18 protein-coding genes and 1 pseudogene are annotated in these 20,725 nt (G+C 62.2%); 10 read left to right on the top strand and 9 right to left on the bottom strand.

Annotation, left to right across the window (positions count from 1 at the left end; translation table 11 throughout):
* Positions 1 to 12 precede the first annotated feature (12 nt).
* The 5 genes and pseudogenes from IVA75_RS09970 (at position 13) to IVA75_RS09950 (ending at position 3,374) form a co-directional block, all read left to right on the top strand.
* Positions 13 to 510 carry a hypothetical protein gene (locus IVA75_RS09970; RefSeq protein WP_247284870.1) on the top strand — a complete coding sequence of 166 codons (498 nt, stop codon included), beginning with the start codon at positions 13 to 15 and terminating at the stop codon, positions 508 to 510.
* 3 nt (positions 511 to 513) lie between these two features.
* A complete protein-coding gene (locus IVA75_RS09965; protein WP_247284869.1) occupies positions 514 to 969 on the top strand; it encodes a PIN domain-containing protein in 456 nt (151 codons plus the stop codon).
* 442 nt (positions 970 to 1,411) lie between these two features.
* Positions 1,412 to 1,600 carry a hypothetical protein gene (locus IVA75_RS09960; RefSeq protein WP_247284868.1) on the top strand — a complete coding sequence of 63 codons (189 nt, stop codon included), beginning with the start codon at positions 1,412 to 1,414 and terminating at the stop codon, positions 1,598 to 1,600.
* Positions 1,601 to 1,904: 304 nt separating this feature from the next.
* Positions 1,905 to 2,228: a hypothetical protein gene (locus tag IVA75_RS09955; RefSeq protein ID WP_247284867.1), complete on the top strand. Its 324-nt coding sequence runs from the start codon at positions 1,905 to 1,907 to the stop codon at positions 2,226 to 2,228.
* Between the two features lie 284 nt (positions 2,229 to 2,512).
* A pseudogene (locus IVA75_RS09950) lies at positions 2,513 to 3,374 on the top strand (3'-5' exonuclease).
* A gap of 6 nt (positions 3,375 to 3,380) precedes the next feature.
* Here the strand turns inward: IVA75_RS09950 and IVA75_RS09945 are convergent.
* The 3 genes from IVA75_RS09945 to ligD (IVA75_RS09935) form a co-directional block, all read right to left on the bottom strand.
* Positions 3,381 to 3,566 (bottom strand): DUF3606 domain-containing protein, encoded by a 186-nt coding sequence (locus tag IVA75_RS09945; RefSeq protein ID WP_247285445.1) that lies wholly within the window; start codon positions 3,564 to 3,566, stop codon positions 3,381 to 3,383.
* A 340-nt stretch (positions 3,567 to 3,906) separates the two neighbouring features.
* Positions 3,907 to 4,212, bottom strand: coding sequence for a hypothetical protein (locus tag IVA75_RS09940; RefSeq protein ID WP_247284866.1), 306 nt, complete (start codon positions 4,210 to 4,212; stop codon positions 3,907 to 3,909).
* 35 nt (positions 4,213 to 4,247) lie between these two features.
* A complete protein-coding gene (gene ligD / locus IVA75_RS09935) occupies positions 4,248 to 5,189 on the bottom strand; it encodes a non-homologous end-joining DNA ligase (RefSeq protein ID WP_247284865.1) in 942 nt (313 codons plus the stop codon).
* Between the two features lie 274 nt (positions 5,190 to 5,463).
* On the opposite strand from ligD (IVA75_RS09935), the gene IVA75_RS09930 reads away from it, so the two are divergent.
* The 4 genes from IVA75_RS09930 to ligD (IVA75_RS09915) are packed head-to-tail and all read left to right on the top strand — an operon-like array spanning position 5,464 to position 8,882.
* Positions 5,464 to 5,679, top strand: a complete 216-nt coding sequence (locus IVA75_RS09930) for a hypothetical protein (protein ID WP_247284864.1) — start codon at positions 5,464 to 5,466, stop codon at positions 5,677 to 5,679.
* Positions 5,680 to 7,359, top strand: coding sequence for a DNA polymerase/3'-5' exonuclease PolX (locus IVA75_RS09925; protein WP_247284863.1), 1,680 nt, complete (start codon positions 5,680 to 5,682; stop codon positions 7,357 to 7,359).
* A complete protein-coding gene (locus IVA75_RS09920) occupies positions 7,359 to 7,922 on the top strand; it encodes an MOSC domain-containing protein (RefSeq protein WP_247284862.1) in 564 nt (187 codons plus the stop codon). Before IVA75_RS09925 ends, IVA75_RS09920 begins: the two co-directional genes overlap by 1 nt.
* Positions 7,923 to 7,934: 12 nt before the next feature.
* Positions 7,935 to 8,882 carry a non-homologous end-joining DNA ligase gene (ligD, locus tag IVA75_RS09915; RefSeq protein ID WP_247284861.1) on the top strand — a complete coding sequence of 316 codons (948 nt, stop codon included), beginning with the start codon at positions 7,935 to 7,937 and terminating at the stop codon, positions 8,880 to 8,882.
* Between the two features lie 31 nt (positions 8,883 to 8,913).
* On the opposite strand, the gene IVA75_RS09910 is transcribed toward ligD (IVA75_RS09915), so the two are convergent.
* On the bottom strand, positions 8,914 to 9,738 hold the full coding sequence (locus tag IVA75_RS09910; protein ID WP_247285443.1) for a ribonuclease HII: 825 nt from the start codon (positions 9,736 to 9,738) through the stop codon (positions 8,914 to 8,916).
* Positions 9,739 to 9,992: 254 nt separating this feature from the next.
* Between IVA75_RS09910 and IVA75_RS09905 the strand changes: the two genes are divergently transcribed.
* Positions 9,993 to 11,096: a DNA topoisomerase IB gene (locus IVA75_RS09905; RefSeq protein WP_247284860.1), complete on the top strand. Its 1,104-nt coding sequence runs from the start codon at positions 9,993 to 9,995 to the stop codon at positions 11,094 to 11,096.
* Positions 11,097 to 11,466: 370 nt separating this feature from the next.
* Here IVA75_RS09905 and IVA75_RS09900 read toward each other — a convergent pair whose 3' ends face one another.
* The 5 genes from IVA75_RS09900 to IVA75_RS09880 all read right to left on the bottom strand — a co-directional run bounded on the left by IVA75_RS09900 (position 11,467) and on the right by IVA75_RS09880 (position 20,723).
* Positions 11,467 to 11,883, bottom strand: coding sequence for a hypothetical protein (locus IVA75_RS09900; RefSeq protein WP_247284859.1), 417 nt, complete (start codon positions 11,881 to 11,883; stop codon positions 11,467 to 11,469).
* A 20-nt stretch (positions 11,884 to 11,903) separates the two neighbouring features.
* Positions 11,904 to 12,104 (bottom strand): hypothetical protein, encoded by a 201-nt coding sequence (locus IVA75_RS09895; protein ID WP_247284858.1) that lies wholly within the window; start codon positions 12,102 to 12,104, stop codon positions 11,904 to 11,906.
* Between the two features lie 341 nt (positions 12,105 to 12,445).
* Positions 12,446 to 13,798 (bottom strand): hypothetical protein, encoded by a 1,353-nt coding sequence (locus tag IVA75_RS09890; RefSeq protein ID WP_247284857.1) that lies wholly within the window; start codon positions 13,796 to 13,798, stop codon positions 12,446 to 12,448.
* Positions 13,795 to 19,965 carry an AAA domain-containing protein gene (locus tag IVA75_RS09885; protein ID WP_247284856.1) on the bottom strand — a complete coding sequence of 2,057 codons (6,171 nt, stop codon included), beginning with the start codon at positions 19,963 to 19,965 and terminating at the stop codon, positions 13,795 to 13,797. Before IVA75_RS09885 ends, IVA75_RS09890 begins: the two co-directional genes overlap by 4 nt.
* A gap of 89 nt (positions 19,966 to 20,054) precedes the next feature.
* Positions 20,055 to 20,723 carry a 4Fe-4S single cluster domain-containing protein gene (locus IVA75_RS09880; RefSeq protein ID WP_247284855.1) on the bottom strand — a complete coding sequence of 223 codons (669 nt, stop codon included), beginning with the start codon at positions 20,721 to 20,723 and terminating at the stop codon, positions 20,055 to 20,057.
* Positions 20,724 to 20,725: the final 2 nt, after the last annotated feature.

Raw genomic sequence — 20,725 nt, 5'->3', positions numbered from 1 at the left:
AGGTAAGCGATCATGGCTGATGCATTCGACCAGTGGATCGGATGGATCCATAAACGCCCGGGCGACCGGGCCGGGCTTTCGTCCGACGTGCACGCGAGCGTGATGCTCCTGCCGGAAGGGGACCGCACCGACCGACAAAAGGTCAACGCTGCGGTTTCGCATTGGGCCGAGCTACGCAGCACTGGGCGGACCGTCTGGATCTACCTTGACGACTTCAATGAGGGCGAGCGGCGGAACGTCGGCGATCCCGAGTGGCTGAAAGTGTTCGCATCCGCGGATGCCGCGGACAGATGGTTCGAGAAGCACGATCCCGAAGGGGTTGCCTGGGAGCACGAACTCGAAGGCGGTCCGCGGCAACAGTCCGTCTGGATTCTGGCGGCGGACGAGGACTCCAGAGCGGTCGGAGACCCTGCCTGGATAACGCTGTTCGCCTCCAGGCGGGCCGCTGAGAAATGGCTTGAGCAGAACTCCCCGAACGGCAAGATCGCGGAATATCCGATTCAGGAGTGAGACGTGAGCACATTCGTCGACAGCACGGTCTGGTTCGCGGCAGCGGCGAAACGCGACCGCAACAACGAGATTCTCTCAAGCACCGAGGGCTGGGTCCTTACGGATCACGTGCTGGCGAAGACCTGGCAATTGCTCAGAGCGCATTTCGCCGCGAAGGTAGCCGACAAATTCTGGAAGCGACTGCGCGACACGGGCGTTCGCGTTGCAACCCTCACGGCAGACGACCTCGAGTTTGCTTCGCAGATCGAAACCAGCGAAGAGCTTTCCTTGGTCGATCGCACCAGCATCGCCTTCATGGAGCGGAGCAAGATCACCCGCGCGGCAACGTTCAACCCGAAGTTCGCGGAACATCGATACGGGCGCGATCTCAAGAACCGATTTCACATCATTCGGGCAGGTCACAGCCAAGCCTTTCGGACGTTGAGGGAAGCGATACTGCACGTAGACCGGTTCGATTGAGCTACGGCGGAACACAGCAAACGGCCTGTCCCTGTATCCTCCGCCACGCCGGCGGGGAGGAGCGAGCATTCGCGCTGGCACTCGATGGTGCCCGGCAGCGAAACAAATCAGGACAGAGCGGATGGATCTGCCTGCGAGTCGCCACTGCGGGAAGTCGAGATCAGCCGTGGAAGGATCAAGCCTACCCTGGGCGTGTTCAACGATGCGTGGACCAGGTCCATCTGGACGTGACGCGCCTCTCGGGTGTGAACTCATGATGTCGTCGAGCTCGCCGAGACCGTGCCCGCTCCGACTCCGAGCAGACATCGCCATTAGGCCGTAGCGACCCCGCCGCGACAAAGAAGCCTGGCTCAGGCCCCGCAGCGGAGTGGCTCAAGATCCCGAAGGACACCGAGCGCGGCTCGTTTTTAGGAACTCTTTCCCCTGTTGTACATTCCCCTGTATGAAGACGGCATCTCAATACCTGCGCCTGTCGGCGGAATACGAGCGGGCAGCGGCGCAAGCCGCAGACCAATTTTCCCGCCATCAGTTTCTCGTTCTGGCCGACAGCTATCTGACGCTGGCGCGCAGCGCCGAATTTCTGAGCCAACCTCATGGCCTTAGGACAGGCCAACACCAGGAAGAGCATTAGTCCGCTTTTCTGCGCCTGCAACCCATCTGCAGCACGGCGCCAACCAGCATAATGCAGGCGGACACGCCGTACCGAATGACAGCTGGAAGCTGTTGCTCATGGGATCAAAACCGCCGGCCAGGATCGGGCGTTCCGCTGCGGCAGCAATTCCATCCAAGTCGTGAGCAGATCGCGCCGTCCGGAGGGAACCGAATCCTAGACTCATGATTAAACCCTCTAAACCCGCAAGTGCGATCGACCTCGGTAGCCCAGCCCTTGGCTCGGCCATCTGTTAGCGGGGCGCAGAGGTGCGGCGCGAACAACTATGAAATGGATGCTTGTAGTCCTGGTGGGCGGCGTAACCCCGGTAAACACCGATCTGGTGTTCGACAAATTTTCTGAATGCCTCGCTGCAGAAGAGCAGATGCGCAAGCACTACGCGGACGCATTCGAGGCATGGGACAGATGGGCTGCGGCAAACATCGAGCGACGACGCGAATACTCCAAGGTGCGTGATCTTCAGGCAAAACGTTTGCTGAGCAACATTGGCACGTGCGTTCCTCACGGCGGGGGAGATCAGCCCGCCGTCGCCGCTCCTCAGCAGCCGGCCACGACGCCATCTCCGCAGCCGCCGGCTCAGCAACCTTGACGCCGGAGCCATGCCCACGGACATAACGCTCGGGGATCAGCACTCTTAGAACGCACACGGCAGCAACTCTCGCTGACCTCAGTGGCAGCGACGAATACGCCGGGCCTATCCACGGCTGCACAGGCGCTGCGCCGGGACGGCTCGCTCGGCCGCTGCTGGGCGGAATCAATTCCGCAGGATCGGCGCCTCGCTGAGGGCTCTCCTGCCGATCTGCTTCAGCCCGTCTACCGAGGTCTCGCCGTTGCTGGCGGCCTCAAGGATCATCGAGGCCGGATCTGGCCGCGATGGCCGAGGTACTAGGCCGATCGAGCGAGTACCGGGTGCTGCGTCGCCTTGGTGCCACGGCCGACGTCGTTGCCGGCCTCCGGACAGGAAATCAAGATCGGCATCCTGCTCGACACCGAGACGACCGGCCTCGACCACGCCAAGGATGAGATCATCGAGCTCGGGATGGTCAAATTCGACTACTCGGCCGATGGCCGCATCGTCGGCGTCCGTGACACATTCTCGGCCTTCAATGAGCCGAGCGTGCCGATTTCCGCGGAGGTCACTGCGCTCACCGGAATCACCGATGAGATCGTGGCGGGGCATCGGCTCGACGCTGCGGCCGTGACGGACTTCGTCGGTCAGTCAGTCATCACAATCGCCCATAACAGTGGTTTCGACCGAAGGTTCGTCGAGCGTTACTGGCCAGTGTTCGAGCACAAGGCCTGGGCCTGCAGCGCGACCGAGATCGACTGGCGCGCTCACGGCTTCGCGGGCGCGCAGCTCGGCTATCTGCTCAACGGGGCCGGCTTCTTCCACCAGGCGCACCGGGCCGTCCACGACTGCCACGCCCTGCTGGAGGTCCTTGCCTTCGAATTGCCCACGACGGGCGCGCCGGCGCTCGCGCTACTGCTAGAGACCGCACGCAAGCCGACGATGCGGGTCTGGGCGGAGCAGACGGTTTTCGAGCTCAAGGACTCCTTGAAGCGGCGAGGCTACCGCTGGAATGACGGCAGCGAACCCAAGTCTTGGTTCATTGACGTCGACGAGACCGCCCTCGACCAGGAGATCGCGTTCCTGAGGACCCAGATCTACATGCAGGACGTCGAGCCCAGCGTGCAGAGGCTGACCGCATTCACACGGTTCTCCGGCCGGATCTGAGGCAGCCTACCGGCCGAGACGCTTCTCAACGCGCTTGCGGGAATTGCCGACTTTCTTGACGGCCTTCTTCACCGCCGAGGCCGAGCGGCCGGTTTTCTTCGCTTCGTAGCGGACTTCGTAGTCCTGTCCCTTGGCGACGCGTGCCCGGTCCTGCTTGCGTCCACGCGCGGTTACCTTCTTCGCTGCCGCCATCGGCTCCTCCTCTTGCAAACTTGATGACGATGCAACGCCGCAAGGATTCGCGGGTTCCGCGTCAGCTCTCGCTCGCGGCTCAGTGGTCACAAGATGGAGCCATCCGTCGAATACAGACCGTCCCAAGGCTACGACGCCCTCATGCCATTTCGACGCGTGTTGGCGGTACATCGACGCCGCCCACTGGGTGCGCCATTCGATGATCTGGTCATTGAGGCCATTGTGAACGCGGCACGGCATATCGGGATCGAACGTGTCCATCGAGTTCATGCCGGGTGTCCGAAATCGACGTCCCTTCGCCGGCCGAGCTCTTCGCTATGGATGTCGTCCTGGGATCGCCTCATTCCATCCGAGCTTTGTCATTCAGATCGCGGATCCGAGTTTCGGCTTCTTCCTTCGAAGTCACGATCTCCGATTCGTCCGGCACACGCGCGATTGCACTGAGCCGCTTGAGCTCGTCGAGTTGTTCAGTTGTGGGCTTTTCCATCTTCGAATCCTTGAGCGCCTGCACGACGGCTTCGTCGTCGAGCACATCCAGCAGCTTGTTTATGGTTTGCTCGCAATCTCTGGGGCCGGGCTCGACATGCCGGGCCAAGATGCCTTGTGCGTCTTCCAAGGCCTTCGCAACTCGCTGTTCCGGATTCATGACCGGTACTCCACATACTCCGCAGGAAAACGCGGCTATGCCCGGCGCGTTCCTTTGCTCAACCCCTTGAACGAGCTGGCCCGCAGCAGACCTTCGGAGGTGATGTCGCGGTACTCGATGTCGGCATAGAACTTGGGTTCGACCCACGTGGCCTTCGGCTTCCTGATGGTCTTGGTCAGCTTCTGCTTCGGGCTTACCACGGTGTCGAGCGCCTTGCGGATCTGCGCCGAGGTGGTTCGGCTCCATCCGGTCCCGACCTTCCCCATGTAGACCAGATCCTTGCCTTCCTTCTTGCCCAGATAGAGCGCGGCGACGCCGGATGGGTCCTTGATGAAGCCGACCACGGGAAACTTGCCCTTCTGAACGACCTTGATCTTCTGCCATGCCTCCACCCGATCCGATCGATATGGTGCATCCACCCGCTTGGAGACGATGCCTTCGTAATTCAGCTTGCTGGCTGCGGCCAACAGTGCCTGTCCATCCCCTTCGTGGTGCTCGCTATAGAGGACGGGCTCCTTGAGGTCGTGCTCCTCGATCAGATCGTTGAGCAGCCTCTTCCGCTCGATCTGCGGCTCTTTCCGCAGATCTCTGCCGTCCAGCCAAAGCAGATCGAAAGCGAAGTAGACCAGTCGATCCTGATCGCCTCTGCCGAGGTCTGCCTGCAGCTCGGAGAAGTTCGTGCGCCCATCATGGATGACGACAACCTCGCCGTCGACGATTGCCTGTCCTTCGATGTCGAAGGCGGCAGCAATCCTCGAAAATTTGCTGATCCAGTTGTAGCCGTTGCGGGTGTAGGCCCGGCGATCGTCGCCGTCGATCCGGAGCTGAATGCGGTACCCGTCGTATTTGACTTCGTGAATCCATTGGGATCCTGAAGGCGCCTTCAGCTTCAGGGTCGCCAACTGGGGTTCGATGAACCCCGGCATTGTAGGGACCTCGGTCTTTTCGGCCCGAGGCGCCTTTGTACGCTTTGCCACGCTACTCAACTCACGAAAATCCCGCCGCCGGGTTGGGGCCGACGGCGGGCAGTCTACCTACCTCAATCAACGAGTCTCGCAACTTCGAAGGCGGCGAGGAGTTCCAGCGACCGCACGCAAGGTTTCGCCAGGGCCCGACGGGCGCTGATGGGCGATCCAGTCCTTCTCAGAGTTCATCGAACTCTCGGCGAGAGCCGGCGTTACTGACATCATGTCAGACGCATTCGATTACTTCCGCGCCTACGCCGTCCGAGCTCTCTGCAAAGCGAGATCCATGCCGCGGGGCAAGATGAAGCATCTGCAACTGGTGGCCGGCCGGATCTACAATCTCCTCAAAAAGGAGGCTGCCTACGGCCCCAATATCCAGCACCTTGAGGACTTTCGCGCAGCCCAGAAGCTTGAGGCCTCTCTCGATCGCCGGCCAAGTGACCGTTCCGGCGGTCGCCTTACTCCGGCGGCGCCGCAAAGCTCGGACCGGGAGGCTGGCTGAATGCCTTCGCTCGACGCGCGCGGTGTGGCAAGTCTCCTGCGAGAGTACGCGCAACGCACCGGCTTGCGAGGCGGCAATCCCTACCGAGCGAAAGCTTACTCTCGGGCCGCCGACAGCCTGACTGCCCTAGCCGTTCCTCTGGACGTGCTCGTCGCCGAAGATCGACTTACTGAGATCCCGGGCGTCGGCGATGCAATTGCCGACATCATCACCAAGGTACACAAGACGGGCAGTCATCCCAGCCTCGAAAAGCTGCGGAAGGAGATTCCCGCGGGCGTGCTCGAGATGCTCGCTGTACCCGGCCTTCGTCCGGAGAAGGTGCTGCGCCTGTACAAGGATCTCGGCATCGGCTCGCTCTCGGAGTTGGAGGCGGCCGCCAAGGATGACCGCATCAAGAGGGCGAAAGGACTCGGCGCCGCGCTGCAGACCAAGATCCTGCAGAACCTCGCGATCGCCAAAAGCGGAGAGGGCCGCCTCCACCTGCACCGCGCCGCCGCGCTGCTCGCGCACGCGAAGGACTCGATCCGCAAGTCCCGCCCCAAACTCAAGCGTGTGACGATCGCCGGCGATTTCCGCCGCGGCTGCGAACTCGTCGGCGATCTCGCGATCGTTGCGGAGGCTGCCAAGCCGGACGCCTCATCGGCGCCATCGGCCGACGGCCTGCAAATTAGAGTATCCGACCGCAAGCACTTCGGCGCAGCCCTTCTCTTCGCCACCGGCTCCGCGGGCCACATCGAGCAGCTTCAAGCCTTGGCGGCCGAGAAGGGTCTGCGGTTGGAGGCCGACGGCTTGCACAAGGGCAGCACCCTAATCGCCGGCAACGAGGCCGAGATTTATAGTGCCCTCGGTCTGCCCTTCATCGATCCCGAACTCCGGGAGGGGCTCGGCGAGCTCGAGCTCGCTCTGAAGGGCAAGTTGCCGAAGCTCGTCACCGACGAGGACCTGCGCGGAATCCTTCACTGCCACACCGATGCCTCCGACGGCACCGAGACCCTGGACAGGATGGCCAAGGCCACACGTCAGCGAGCCTTCGAGTATTTCGGCGTCGCCGATCATTCCAAGTCAGCCCACTACGCGGGCGGTCTCTCCGTCAAGGAGATCGCAGAGCAGCATCGGGAAGCCGACCGGCTGAACAAGCGCTTCGGAAAGGATTTCCGGATTCTCAAAGGCATCGAATCAGACATTCTGGCCGACGGCTCGCTCGATTATCCGGATGAGGTGCTGGAGCGCTTCGATTTCGTGGTCGCCAGCATCCACGGGCGCTTCAAGCTGGATCGCAAGGCGCAGACGCAGCGCCTGCTTCGGGCCATTTCCGACCCTCACACCACCATCATCGGCCACATGACGGGGCGACAGCTCCAGCGCCGGCCGGGCTACGAAATTGACGTCGAGAAGGTGCTGCGGGCCTGCGCGAAGCACGACGTCGCCGTAGAGGTCAACGCTCACCCATGGCGGCTCGACCTGGACTGGCGCTGGCACCGAGCCGCCCTCGAATTTGGCTGCATGCTGAGCATCAATCCGGACGCGCACTCGATTCCCGAACTCGACCACATGCACTGGGGCGTCCTGATGGCCCGCAAGGGCGGTGTCCCCGCCGAGCGGGTCCTGAACGCGTTGTCGCTCTCAGAAATCACGCGCTACCTACGCCAGAAGCGGCGCTCGCTGGGCCGCGCCGCTTAATGCCGCAGAAACACGATTTCTCATTGCGGGGAAGGGTGGTGGCAGTCGCCGCCGATCGCCGGCACCACTTCAGCAAACCAACTCAGGACAACATAATCCTGGTGGAAGGCCACGGCGTCGAAGGCGACGCCCACGCCGGCGCGTTCGTCCGGCACCGCTATCTCGCCCGTCGCCAGCCCCGCCTGCCTAATCTCAGGCAGGTCCACCTGATCCCGGTCGAGCTCTTCGCTTCCCTTCTGGAAGCCGGCTTCGAGATCGCAGCGGGAGAGCTCGGGGAGAATATCACCACGGCCGGTCTGGACCTCGAGCGGATGCCGCTCGGGACGCTCGTTGAGCTCGGGCCCACGGCCATCGTCGAGCTGACCGGTCTCCGGACGCCCTGCGTCCTCATCGACCGCTACCAGGCCGGGCTCAAACGGCACGTGCTCTCGTCGGCGGAAACGGGCCCTGCGTTCAAATCCGGAGTGCTGGGCGTGGTCCGGGCCGGGGGACCGGTAGCGGCTGGCGATAGCGCGCGGGTCCGGCTTCCGTCCTCCTCGTTTCGGCCTTTGCCGGCCCTGTAGAGAGCGCCTGCCATGGCCCGAAAATCGACCCTGCCTTATCGCCTTCAGCCCATGCTGGCCACGCTGACGGACGCGCCGTTCGACGATGTTAATTGGGTTTTCGAGGACAAGTTCGATGGTTTCCGCATGGTCGCGGAAATCCGGGGTGGTCGGGTCGCGCTCTACAGCCGTAACGGGAAGATCATCAGCCACTCCTACGTAGAGGTCGCAAAAGCACTTGAACGCGTGAATGGGGATGCGGTGATCGATGGCGAGCTCGTCGCGATCGGCAAGGACGGCGCATCCCATTTCCAATTGCTCCAGAACGCCCTGCGCCATGAAGCCAAGCTCTTGTACTGCGCGTTCGATCTCATGTTCGCGGACGGAGAGGACCTGCGTGCGCTGCCGCTCCTCGAGCGCAAGAAGCGGCTAAAGGCGATCCTGCCGCGACACAAGCTGCTCGCGTTCAGCAACCACCGCAAAGGCAAGGGGACGAAGTTCTTCGCAGAAGCCGAGCGGAGGCATCTGGAAGGCATCATGGCCAAGCGTGCCGACAGCCCGTACGCGTCCGGACGCCGTACCGCCGATTGGCTGAAGGTGAAGACCGCGCAGCGGCAGGAGGTCGTGATCGCCGGCTTCACGGCGCCGAGGCGAACCCGGCCCTTTTTCGGCGCTCTTGTGCTGGCAGTGCGCGAAGACGATGCGTGGCGGTACATCGGCCACGTCGGCACGGGCTTCAGCCGCCAGGTTCTCGAAGAGCTTCACGGCAAGCTCGCCAGGATCAAGACAAGCAAGTCGCCGTTCCCCGCCAAGGTGAAGGATGAGCGGGTCACGACCTGGGTCCGTCCTTCGTTGGTCGCGGAAGTGAAGTTCGCGGAGTGGACCAGCAAGGGAGAGCTGCGCCAGCCCGTCTATCTCGGCCTGCGGTCCGACAAAAAGGCCAATGACGTCGTGCGCGAAAAGAGTTGGTCGCGCAAATAACGCCGCCAAGCCGAAGCGGACGACCTGGAGTTCAGCCGGCTTCGCGCTCGGATGCGGAAGGCCAAGGCGGCAGGGGCGGCAACCCGAGAGCCTTGCGCACAGGTCCGAACAACCGGCGGTGAGCTGCGCAAGCGCCCAGCCTGGCGAGAGCTTCGTAATGAGCCGGCACCGGGTAGCCCTTGTGATCCGCGAAGCCGTAGCCAGGGTGACGAATGTCGAGAGTCCGCATGACCGTGTCGCGCTCGACTTTCGCCAGGATCGACGCAGCAGCGATGCTGGCGGACTTGGCGTCGCCCTTGATGATGGCCTGCTGGGGGACGTCGATCTCCTTCAACCGCTTTGCGTCGATCAGCAAGTGCTGCGGCCTCAACCCTAGCCCTCGGACTGCACGCTGCATCGCTTGGATGCCCGCCCAATAGATGTTGATCGTGTCGATCTCCTCGACCTCTACGAACGCAACACACCAACTCACTGCCTTTGCCTTGATCTCCTTCGCGAGCTCTTCGCGAGCCGCGGCGTCGAGTTTCTTCGAGTCGTCGATCCCAACTATCCGCGTGCCGGGTTTCAGGATCACAGCGCCAGCGGAGACCGGCCCGGCGAGAGGGCTCATTCCAGCCTCGTCCACGCCCGCCACGGCATGAAGGCCGCTCTCCCAGAGAGAGGTTTCGAAACTGAGCATCTTGCGGAGGCGCTGTCCTTCGGACCTGTTTTCGAAGCGCCGTTTGTCGATCGAAGCCAGGATGGCACGTGCTCCCGCGCGGCCGTCAGCCCGCAGGATCTGCTCGACGCTGGCCTCGAGTGGTCGTTTCTCGACGACATAGCGCTGACGCAACACATCGAGCGAATATTGGGACATAGCGGCCTTCGCACAGACTAATTGGGAAAGCGTGTCCGTAAACTTTGTGGCGATTGTCTGAAGTTGGGCCTTGCCGCTATCGTCAGCCTGCGGAGCGCCCCGTCGAGAGGAACCACCGGCTCTAGCTTCGGTATTCTGCGCGGCCACTGATCAGCATATACGACCCACAGATCTCCCAACGGAACCAACCGCTGTCTTCATTCCTTTAGAAAGGAGTGGAGCCTCGATCCCCGGGTGCTTCCGAGGACAGGCCCATGCTCCGAGAGACTCGCAACGAAGAACAGGTTCTGGACCGCACCGCCGAGGTCGCAGCCACCATTGCGGAAGAAGGCCTCCGCTATGTCAGCGACTCCGCGCCCGGTTACACCCGCAAGCGGACGGGGACTACCTTCAGCTACTACGACAAGGACGGGAAGCGCATCACCGATGCCGCCGTTATCCGGCGCATCAAGTCCATCGGTATCCCCCCGGCCTATGAATCCGTCTGGATCTGCCCCTCGGCGAATGGTCACATCCAGGCGACCGGGCTCGATGCGCGGGGCCGCAAGCAGTACCGCTACCACGCGAAATGGCGCGAGCTGCGCGACCAGAACAAGTACGAACACATCGTCCAGCTCGCCGCCGCGCTGCCCGCGCTGCGCGACCGTGTCGCGGCCGACATGAAGCTGGAAGGGCTACCTCGCGTGAAGGTTCTGGCCACGATCGTCAGTCTTCTGGAGAAGACTTTGATCCGGGTCGGCAACGCCGAGTATGCCGAGAAAAACAAGTCCTACGGGCTCACCACGATGCGACGAAAGCACGTTGCGGTGGGCCGCGGCGTCCTTCGGTTCGACTTCACGGGCAAGTCGGGCAAACACTGGAAACTTCGCGTCGAGGACAAGCGGATTGCCGCGATCGTGAAGCGCTGCGCGGAGATCCCAGGACATGAGCTCTTCAAGTACCTGGACGACGACGGGCAGCCGCGTACCGTCGATTCCGGCGACGTCAATGCCTACATCAAGGACATCACAGGCGAGGACTTCAGCGCAAAGGATTTCCGGACTTGGGCGGGGACGGTTCTGGCGGCGTTGGCGCTGACCGAGTTCAAGAAGTACGACAGCCAGGCCGAGGCGAAGCGCAACGTCGTTGCCGCGATCGAGAGCGTCTCGAAGCAGCTCGGCAACACGCCCGCAATCTGCCGCAAGTGCTACGTGCATCCGGAAGTCCTGAACGCCTACATGTCCGGTGATCTCGTGAAGATGATCGAAGCCAAGATCGCGCAGAAGTTCAAGCGCCAGTACGCCAAGCTCACTTCCGACGAGATCATGGTTTTGGCATTTCTGCGCAAGCGTCTCGATTCTCTGAAGGCCCCCGCCTAGTCCCGCGATCGGTTCTTAGACGGCGCTCTCCGCGATGGGTTGCAAGCCGGCCTTAACGTCACGCGCTCTCGTCGGCGGAAACGAGCCCTCGCCTTGGAATCGGGTGCTGGGCGTGGTGTGGGCGAAGGTGACGGTCTCGGCTGGCCATAGCCTCCAAGTCGGCTTCCTCATCCCCGCCCCTCGCCGGCTCTGCAAAATGCGCCGTGCATAAATCGGCGGCCCAATAGCCGAATCGAAACGCATTCGATAGTTCGGAGCGGCATGGCCGCAAACAAGGTAACGGCGGTACGCTTGGGGCTGGGGAGGCAACCGACGGTCCGGGACTATCAAGCCGCCCAGCTCCGCTGGCGGCTTTTTTCTTTAACCTCTCTCAGGAGGCGTTCGCCCTTGCTCGTTCACGGGCCTCACGGCGACGCTCCCGGCGCTCGCGCCGCCGCTTCGCACGTTCTGCGGGCTGCCGCAGCGGAGAAACGGGCGACGTGGACGCCGCAATGGAATCTTCGACGGCGGGCACCTGGACGGCCTCCGACGCCGCTGGGCGGGCCTCCATGAGGTCGAGCACTGCCCGGCCTTTGGCTGTGATCTTCCATCCCCCGCTTAGGCGCTCGACCAGTCCTTGTGACCAGATGTCCAGGCCGGGCACCCTGGCCGCAAGCCGCCTGGTCCGGTCCGCCCAGTCGCGGCCACTCGTCGCCAGGATAGCCATGTCACGCTTGAGGTCTTCCATCACGGCAAACCCGTCCGGGTATGCCGCCAAGATCTTCAAAACAGTGACCTGGAAGTTCACGTCCGCGCCCCCGCTCTCAGTTAGCGCCACATGGTGGGCGCGTGCGAGAGGGCCTTGCGGCCGACCTGTCTGAGGTCTTCGGGAGAGAGTTCGCCGATGGTGGCGGCCTCCAGGATCTTCGATGCCACATGCGTACGCGCTCCGATCTCGCGCTGCGGGAGACCCTCGCATCCTTCTTCGATAACCGCGCGCAAAAGCGCGGTGGTTGCCATGTCGAACATGCAATGCCCCCAACGAGGGAAAGTCCCATGTTAGCCGAGTTTTGCCGGTTCTAGGATTCAGGCATGTTGATCGGGATGGAGGACCTAAGGCGGCAACGGCTCCAGGACATGCCGAGATGCAGGACAGCCTGGCTTTCCGACCGAATGCTCGATCTGCCGTCTCCCGAAGCCGTTCTCGCCGACCGCCGAAGGCTGGGCGACGACCGGCGGCGGCGCGGGCGGCTGCGGCGGATCGGCCACCGGTCGCATGTCCGAGGAGGACGATCCCGCGCCCGCCGGCGTGAAGCGTTGGTTTTGCAACATCACAGCAAGCCGGACGCTCCGCTCGACCAATCCAAGATCTATTGCCGGCTATGATGTCGTGTCGCAGCAACGTCGACATCCGCCGGACGGGCCGCTAGGTCCTCAACCACCTTGAGTGGATATTGCCCGACCGGACGGGCGCTCTCGAGGGAGACGTTTCCTCCCGCTTTCGCGACCAGCGACTGCAGGCGTTCAAACTCTCCGCACCAGATCGTCTCCATGTCCCTATCACGGCCCGCGTCCCGCGCCTCGGCGGGATTTCCAATACCGACGGCCCTAACCTGCATGAGGTCCGCTTGCGATCCGCCCGAAAGTTCGACCCCATACCCCGGATTGGCGGGTTTTCGGAGAACGATCCGGCCGCCCGAGACCCAAGCCGTCATCATCCCCTCAGAGACCTCATAACCGAGGCTCGAGAGCCCCTCCAAGACGGCGCGTCGCCGCTCCTCCGCAGCTATGGAGCGAACTTCGGCCTCGATCAGGAAATCGGCGCGTTTGACCAGTTCCTGGTCATTGCTGCCGGCCTTCGCAATGGCCCGCTCGATTTCGACGCGCAACGCGGTCGCTTCGGCCGATTTCATCTCCGACAGTTCGGCATGCCGCTCAGCAAGATCCCGTTCGAGGCGCGCGCGCCCGCGTCCGGTCTTGATCGCGGAGTTAAGATCGAGGAGCAGGCTGTCGGCAACAAGAGCCTGCCGGGCGCGCGGCTCGGCCTCGAGAGCCGCGATCCGAGCGGAAAAAGGACTGGGATCGATCCCAAGGCCGTCAAGTTCGCCAAGGAGCTTGTCCACCTTCAAAAGCGCCTGGTCGTCGCTTGCGCCGGTTTGCTGAGAAGTCCACTCCTCGAGCGTGATACGACGGTCGCCGGCACCGAGCCGGTCGGCGAGCGCCCGCTGACGCTCGGTGACACCTTCGGAGCGATCGGTTGGCTGAAGCAGCATCAGCCCCTTGCTTACAGCCTTGTTGAGGCTCTCGACGGACGCCGCGGCCGTCGTAAGCTCTCGTCGAAGATCGATCGGGATCTCGATGTGGGAAGCTTCGAACTTCGCGAGCAGTGCCTGGGCCGCGGACTTGGCACGCCTCTGATCGCCCTTTCGCTTCGCTTCAGATTCTGCGGCCTTTTCCGCGCGTCGCTCGGCATCGGCGCTCAAATATGAAATTTCGGCTATGACCTGCTTTTGAAGGTCAGTGAACCTATCCGCGTCGAGCATCCGGCGAATCTCGTCGCGTCGAGCGACAACCCGGTCGATATCCGACTGATCGATCGTCCCGTTGCGCTTACAGGTCGAAGTCCAAAATTCGACGGCCGCGTCCAGACGCGCCAAGCTACGCCGGCAAATCGAGATGATTTCCGCGCGGGTGACTATCCGGAAGGCTTTCGGACCACTCATCGGTATCCTCCTCCGTTATGCAGGGCGTTTTCGACGGCTCGCTTGAGGCGCTGACGCTCTTCATCCCCGGAATGGGTCCACGCGTAGGACGAAACCCGGTGAATGAACGGCACCGCTCCATTCAGAACCTTCGGGCGCCAGACCTCGCGCGCTCGGGCTCTTTGGAGCAACAGGTGCCGCGGAGCGTCGCACTCCACGCCTAGCGCATACAGGCCCGTGCGAGGATCGGTGATCGCGAAATCGAGACTGAACGCGCCACCGTCGCGCGCCTTGGTCGGCTTCCATCCGTTGGTCTCCAGGAATTTCTCGACGGATTTCGTGAAGCCATCGTCTGCGTAGCCTTCGTATTCGTGATCCGCACGCGCTTCCGTCACAAGGCGTTCGAGCAAGGCTCTGCCGGATTCCGCCGATCCATCCGAAACGGTACGGGCGTATTCGAGGTAACCCTGCAGATAGTCACGCGGTACACGCGGTCCGCTGCGCCGGGTCAGGAGGTCGGAAATCTCGGATACCGGCATTGACGTGACGATGACTACCTTTTCCCTCGCCCGAGTCACGGCCACGTTCAAGCGCCGCTCGCCGCCGGCATGACCGAGTGCACCGAAGCTTTTGCGGAAGACGCCATGCTCGTTGCGTCCGAAAGTGGTCGAGAACACGATGACGTCGCGTTCGTCGCCCTGAACGTTCTCCACGTTCTTGACGAAGAAGCCCATGTCCTCACCGGCTTCGACGCGCTCGCGTTCCCGCATCAAGGCATCACGAAAGCCCTCGTCGTTTTCGGCGCGCGCTTCCAGTGCGTCCTCGATTGCGTCCGCCTGCTTGCGATTGAATGTCACGACACCGACTGATGGCGGAGAAGCATCTTCCCAGAGGCCGCTGAGATACTCCACCACATCGGAGGCTTCCTTGGGATTGGTCTGGCTCTTGTAGATGCCGTCCGAACGGAGAACCTCGATAGGCTTGATCCTCCGGATTATTTCGTCGGGGTGCCGAACCGGCACGCTAAGTCCGTTCGCGTAGAACGAAGCATTCGAAAACGAGATTAGCTCGCGGTATTTCGAACGATAGTGGACCTGCAGGGTTCGGCTTTGGAGAGCGGAGCGGGCAAGCTGGAGCAGGTCGGGACAATCCTTGATCTCCCGCCTATTCCACGTTTCCGCGAAGGCTTCGCGCTCCTCTTCGGTCGCTTCCTCTTCCGGCTCCTCGCCATCGAAGATCGCCGCTTCGTCGTTCTCGACCTTGCTCGCGAAGAATGTCGTGGGCGGCATCTGCTTCTCGTCCCCGCTCACGATCACTATCTTGCTCCGGAACAGCGATGGCAACGCGTATTCCACCGGCATCTGGGAGGCTTCGTCGAAAATGACGGTATCGAACGTGCCGGGACGCGCCTGCAGCACCCGGCTCGCGATGTCGGGAGTCATCAGCCAAACCGGTCGTAGCGCGAAAAGGCCTAGCGGAGCGGCTTTCTCGATGAACTCTCGAAGGCGCAACGCCCTCGGACCGCGAAGTCGAGTGATCGGTTCCCACTCTCGCGTCGGGTGGACGCGGCTGACGTCGATGCCGTGGATCAGAAGCTCCCTGTTGCAATCCCTGATTTGCGCGTCGGCTTCGGCAAGCGACGTCACCTTCGCTTCGACCGCTCTGCTATCGAGGAGTACCTCCGGATTGGCGGCTTCCATCGCGCTCTTCCAGGCCAGCCGCGCCTCCCGCCCGATGGTTGCCCGGATACAAGAATCAAGATCACCGGTACCGATGAGCGAGAGTTCAGCTTCCTTCGAGCGAAGAGTGCGGAAGATAGCGCGTTCCTTGTCGCCGAGACGAACGGAGCGGAGCCGAAATTCCTGGTATGGCGCAAGCATGGGTAACGCTTGGAGTATTTCGGCGATGGCGGCCTCGTTTGACCGGCCGCCGTCGATCGTCGCGCGTCGCGATTCGATCCAAGCCGCGTCAAAATATCGGGCGAGATCATCCAGCGCCGCATGGCTTTGCTGCCGGACATCCTGCCTTCGCAGGGCTCGATCCGCTCGCCCGAAGAACCCGTCGATCCCTTCGATCTTGCCGGTCATGGCTGCTCGGTCGAGTTCGGCCCGGTTGGGGCAATCGTCGATGACGGTCACGAGGTTGTGGACGACCGCAAGTATCGAATGCAGGTTCCTGGAAAGTTCGGCGAGTTTGCCGGGAGCGACGTCGTGATCGGGAGCCTTGCCGAAAAGCGAGGTGAGATATCCCGCCAACTGCATTCTTAGCGGCCTGAGCACCAACTCCAGTTCGGCCCCGCGATGGAACGACGAGATAGCTCGGTCGTCGTTGGCAAAGCTCATAGTCGTCAGCAGAGCGCGAAGACGACGTTTTCGAAGCCAACGCATGGGATTGATCATTGCCAATCCCTTCGCTGGCTGGAGTACCGCGACCGCCAGTTCCGAAGCGGATCTTAGCTCGTCGTCCTGGATACCCACCAGTTTCCGAACCTGCTCTAGCTGGTGGGCCGATGGATCAAGCGAAGCGAGGCGTTCCTCAAGCCAAACGAGGCCGGCGAGCATGTTCGTGCCCTTGGACCCGCCGCCCTCGGGACTTCTGAACATGGGAAGCCAGCGTCCGAGATTGGCGCAAAGGCCCTCGCTGATCGAGCGAAGCTGCTCGGCCGTCCGAAGCCATTGTCTGAAGGCGTCGAAATCTGAAATCCTCAACGAGTCCGCGGTCTCCGCTTCCGCGTTCCCGCGTCCTGCCTCCAAGTCCGAGAACGCACGAAGGGATGTAGCGAACTCCTCCGCTGCTCCGCGGTCCGGGTTGAAGACCCTGAGAGAGGATAGGGGATTGCCCTCGAACTTGGCCGGAAGCCAATATCTCGCAAGCGGTCCGCAATTCTCCTCGACCGTCGCGATGTCTGACGGATGCAAATCCGATAGCAGCGAACGAAGCGCCGGCGCATCGATCGGTTTCGGCTCGTTTTCCTCGATGGCCAGGAGTTCGCCGAGCAATGACCGATAGGTCAATCCCGTCCGATTTTCGACTTCGTGCAAGGCGGCCTGTTGACGATCGAGTTCCGCTTCGAGCACGTCGATGCGAGCCGCCAATCGTTCGCGATCGCGTTTCCAGGCCGGCGAGCCGCCCGCGGGACGACTATGCAGGGTTTCGACCTGGGAACGGATCGAGCCGACGATGGCCTCGCGGTCTCGCGTCGCATCCGTGATCATAACGAACCGGTCAGCAAGTCGCTCTCTTTCGAGGCGCTTCCTGACGACGTCGATTGCCGGTTGCTTCTGGCAAATCACAAGCAGCGATTTGCCTCTGCCGATCGCGTCCGCCACCATGTTGACGATGGTTTGGCTTTTGCCCGTCCCCGGTGGCCCCTCAATGACGAGGCCTGGTGCCTGTCGAGCTTCGATCACCGCCGCCTCCTGGGAGGGATCGCTGTCGGCCGTGAAGTAGCGATCGATCTCCCGCACCGGGGCCGGCGTCGGCGGCGCCGACCTCTGATCCGTGAGACGGAGTGCTGCCTCGAGCGCGGTCGCCGTTGGCGGCATTCCTCTCAAGAGCTGGAGATCCTTCATGACCGCCTGCCCCATGAAAGCGAGATGGAACAGCACGGCTGCCGGCACGATTTGTCGTTCGTGCGAGCCGACCTTCACGTCCTTACCGGGTAGCGGTGCCAACTCGCTTCCCGTAGGCGTGGCGAGCTGGCTGAACGCGTCCATCACATCCTGAGTCGTAAGACTGCCGCGGGTGAGCAGCTCGTCCGCCGCTTCCTGCCATCGTCTTGCTTCGGGAATTCCCACCATGCCTTCGAGGGCCGGGTTGACGACGACGTGTTCCGCTTCCGTCTCGACGTTCTTTTCTCGTCCGTACCCGATCGTGACGTGACCGCGGTTTCCGACCTCGGGCGACACGCTGACCGGCCAGAGCAGGACGGGCGCGATCCTCGGCTTCGTGTTCGGCTTCCCGTCCCGCATGAGGAGGAACGGAAATCCCATATATAGACCGTCGATCCCGGTATCTCGCTTGTAGAGTACTGCATGGGAATGGAGAGATCGCAGTCTGCGCTCCAGGCCTTCGTTCTCGGAAAACGCGGCAGGATCGATGTTCACTGATCGGCCGGCCCTTGCCAAAAGAAGGCTGAGGATCTCCGATCCCGGCAGTCGCGCCGTATTCAACTCGGTCAGATCTATCCGCGCGGTCTTGCCGATGAGCATCCGCGTCAGCGGTCCGCGCAGTACGCCGCCTGATATTCTTTTCGCGAAGAAATCAAGAATGGTCGAAACGTAGCCTTGCTTGGGAAGCGGCTTCCAAGTGTCTTTCGGAACCGAGAGAAGTGCGAGGGCTCGCCCGATCGGCATGCGTCGGTCAAGTCGAAATTCGTCGGCCCATTCGTCGACAGTCAAAATCCCACACCTGGCGAAATTCTGTACACGCTCGTCTACGGCCTGGTAGATTTCACGACGAGGGCGCGCGAGTCTCGCCGCAGCCTCCTCCTTCGAAAGGGCGCCCAAGCCTGCCGATGAAGCCTGCTTAGCCGCCTCCTCGATCACCTCCTCCACCGAGCGGAATTGGCTCGGCGATGCGCTGAGAAGAATTATCAGATCCTCTTCGGCCGACTGTCGCCTCTCCACCAGCGAAACGATGCCCGCATGGTCGGTGTCGGGAAGCAGCGTCCGCTTCTCCTCCCACAGGGCCGACAAACGGGCCATCGAAGTCGAAAGGAGGTGCACGCGAAGCAGGTCCTCCTCGACGTCGATATCGAGTTGCTCCAGGCGCTTCCGCACGGTCTCGGCGCGCAGTTTCAGCCGCCAAAGCAGATCGTCCGCATCGACCTTTCGAAGAAGATCTGGAGCTGGGCCCGTGATGAGGCTGAAGCCGTCGTCGGGATGGTCGAGCAGCCAGCCGGGGGTAACGATGTTTCCCCGGACGATCAAAGGCATCGACGGGTTCAGCGTCTTCAACGAGATCGATAGCTTCAGGTCTTCGTTCAGTTCCTCGACCCTTGCGAACTGTCGCAGCGCCGCGGGCACTTTGGCATCGAAGCCCGCCTCCGTAGCCCAGGTCGCCACCGCTCCTCGCAGAAGAAGGCCTCTTGCCTCATCCCAGTTGGATGCTTCGGCAGCGGCAAGTGCGAATGAGCCGGCCGACCTGTACTGCTTGCCGCCGAGCGTGATGGACGCCCGCCCCTCCGCTTCGCCGGCCTTCTGCCCTGCAGGCGCCGACACTGCTTCGCCCGCCAGCCAGGCCTGAACTTCCTTCCATCGCCACCGCTGACGGCGATCGCTTGCGAGAAGGCCGCGAAGAAGCGGGTCCATGGAAGGATCCAGATTCTCCGGCAGCGGCACGCCGTTGGTCAGCACGTGGATCAGGAAGGCCTGCTCGTTGATGCCTTCGAAGCAGGCTCCTGCGGTGATCCGCTCCAGCAGGATCATCCCCAAGCTCCACCAGTCTGAAGCCGCCGCTACGCCGCCTGCAATCGCTTCAGGCGCCATGTAGCGGGTCGTTTCAAGCGGAGAGGCGATGTCGAGATCGAATTCCGAAAGCCGTGCGGAGCCGAAGCTGCCGATAGCGAGGTCGAGCGGATCCCTGGAGCGGACGAAAATGGTGGAGGGACGGAGGTCCCTATGGCGCAGGCCTGCCTCGGTCAGCGAATGTACGGCTCGGGCAAGTTCGCTGATGAACCTCTCCAGCGCCGTCCGATCGCCGATGTCCAGGGTCAGATCCGCGATGGTGCCGCCCGGGAATTCCTCGACGACCTCATAAGCGCGCTCGCACCATCGACCGGTCGCGATTATCTCGGCGACGTGATCGCGTGGAAGTTTTCGCAGCAGATCGTAGATCGCTCCGTCCGGCTCGGACGCGGTCGCATATAACGTAAGTACTCCGCGACGTCCGCTAGTGTCCTGCACGGCGGTGTAACGTTCGCGAACGGTACTCGACGACTTGATCCTGTCGAGAAGACGCCAGCCGTCGATGATGGTCTCGGTCGGCGATGGCTCCGGACCCAGTTGGGGTCCCGGCTCGGGCAGCGGTACGGGTAGCGCTGGTCCGTCGAGAATTTCTCCACAGGTGCTGCAGATGAGGTCGCCCGGCGAATTGGCGTGCCCGTTGCGACAAGTCGGATTGGATGGCGTCGGTGCCGGAGAGACAGGTTGCGGCTGGCCAGGGGGCGTGGGATCGATCGATGACAAGTCCCATCCGCAATTGTGACCGTCGACCGTGCCTTCGCAAAAGAACTCGGTGACGGGCCGCTCGGTATCGCAATTCGGGCAAAGTCTAATCATGCCGGGCGAGCCAGCTTGGAGGAAATTCGCTTGTCCTCGGACGTGTCGAGTGTCGATCCATTGCTTTCGAGTAATTCCTGCAGTCTGCGAAAATCATTGCGCGCGGGTATACCGGCAAACCAGACGTCGCCGTTTTCGTCGAACATGACATCGACGGACCGATCCCGCTCGTCGGCCAAGCGCTCGAAGCTGGCGAACCGGGCGCGGCCGTTTTCCGTGATGAAGTGAAGTTCCTGATTGTCGCTTCCTCGCAGAGCAAGTGTCTGCTTTTCCTCGAAGTCGAAAGGCCCCGTAACGAGGGCATCCATCGTACTAGAGGACGTGCCAACTATGTCGCGGATGTGCGCCCACGGATATCCGGTGAAGACGAGTATATCGGCCTCGGTCTTAGACCTAATTCGTGCCGTTAGTTCCAACAGAGCGTCGGGTTGGTCGAAAGGCTCGCCTCCTGAGATGGTGATGCCGTCGGCCTTCGATATCCACGGAATGATGGAATTGACGACTTCTTCGACAGTCGTGCTTCCCCGTCCTTCCACCCAGGTGTCCATGGAAATGCAGCCCGGACAACGGATGGAGCAACCCTGAAACCAAATGCCGAGCCGTCGTCCGGGTCCTAAAGTCGTCACGGGAAAATGGATGCGCGAGACGGAGATGCGAATCGTCATCT

It is taken from the genome of Bradyrhizobium sp. 134 (genome assembly GCF_023074155.1).
Lineage (GTDB): Bacteria > Pseudomonadota > Alphaproteobacteria > Rhizobiales > Xanthobacteraceae > Bradyrhizobium.
The sequence above is the reverse complement of the archived record's forward strand: the minus strand, read 5'-3'. Positions and strand labels throughout refer to the sequence as shown.

Coding starts and splice junctions, on each gene's coding strand:
- IVA75_RS09970 (WP_247284870.1), top strand. CDS start 13: ATGGCTGATGCATTCGACCAGTGGATCGGATGGATCCATAAACGCCCG.
- IVA75_RS09960 (WP_247284868.1), top strand. CDS start 1,412: ATGAAGACGGCATCTCAATACCTGCGCCTGTCGGCGGAATACGAGCGG.
- IVA75_RS09955 (WP_247284867.1), top strand. CDS start 1,905: ATGAAATGGATGCTTGTAGTCCTGGTGGGCGGCGTAACCCCGGTAAAC.
- IVA75_RS09945 (WP_247285445.1), bottom strand. CDS start 3,566: ATGGCGGCAGCGAAGAAGGTAACCGCGCGTGGACGCAAGCAGGACCGG.
- IVA75_RS09940 (WP_247284866.1), bottom strand. CDS start 4,212: ATGAATCCGGAACAGCGAGTTGCGAAGGCCTTGGAAGACGCACAAGGC.
- IVA75_RS09930 (WP_247284864.1), top strand. CDS start 5,464: ATGCCGCGGGGCAAGATGAAGCATCTGCAACTGGTGGCCGGCCGGATC.
- IVA75_RS09925 (WP_247284863.1), top strand. CDS start 5,680: ATGCCTTCGCTCGACGCGCGCGGTGTGGCAAGTCTCCTGCGAGAGTAC.
- IVA75_RS09920 (WP_247284862.1), top strand. CDS start 7,359: ATGCCGCAGAAACACGATTTCTCATTGCGGGGAAGGGTGGTGGCAGTC.
- ligD (WP_247284861.1), top strand. CDS start 7,935: ATGGCCCGAAAATCGACCCTGCCTTATCGCCTTCAGCCCATGCTGGCC.
- IVA75_RS09910 (WP_247285443.1), bottom strand. CDS start 9,738: ATGTCCCAATATTCGCTCGATGTGTTGCGTCAGCGCTATGTCGTCGAG.
- IVA75_RS09905 (WP_247284860.1), top strand. CDS start 9,993: ATGCTCCGAGAGACTCGCAACGAAGAACAGGTTCTGGACCGCACCGCC.
- IVA75_RS09895 (WP_247284858.1), bottom strand. CDS start 12,104: ATGTTCGACATGGCAACCACCGCGCTTTTGCGCGCGGTTATCGAAGAA.
- IVA75_RS09890 (WP_247284857.1), bottom strand. CDS start 13,798: ATGAGTGGTCCGAAAGCCTTCCGGATAGTCACCCGCGCGGAAATCATC.
- IVA75_RS09880 (WP_247284855.1), bottom strand. CDS start 20,723: ATGACGATTCGCATCTCCGTCTCGCGCATCCATTTTCCCGTGACGACT.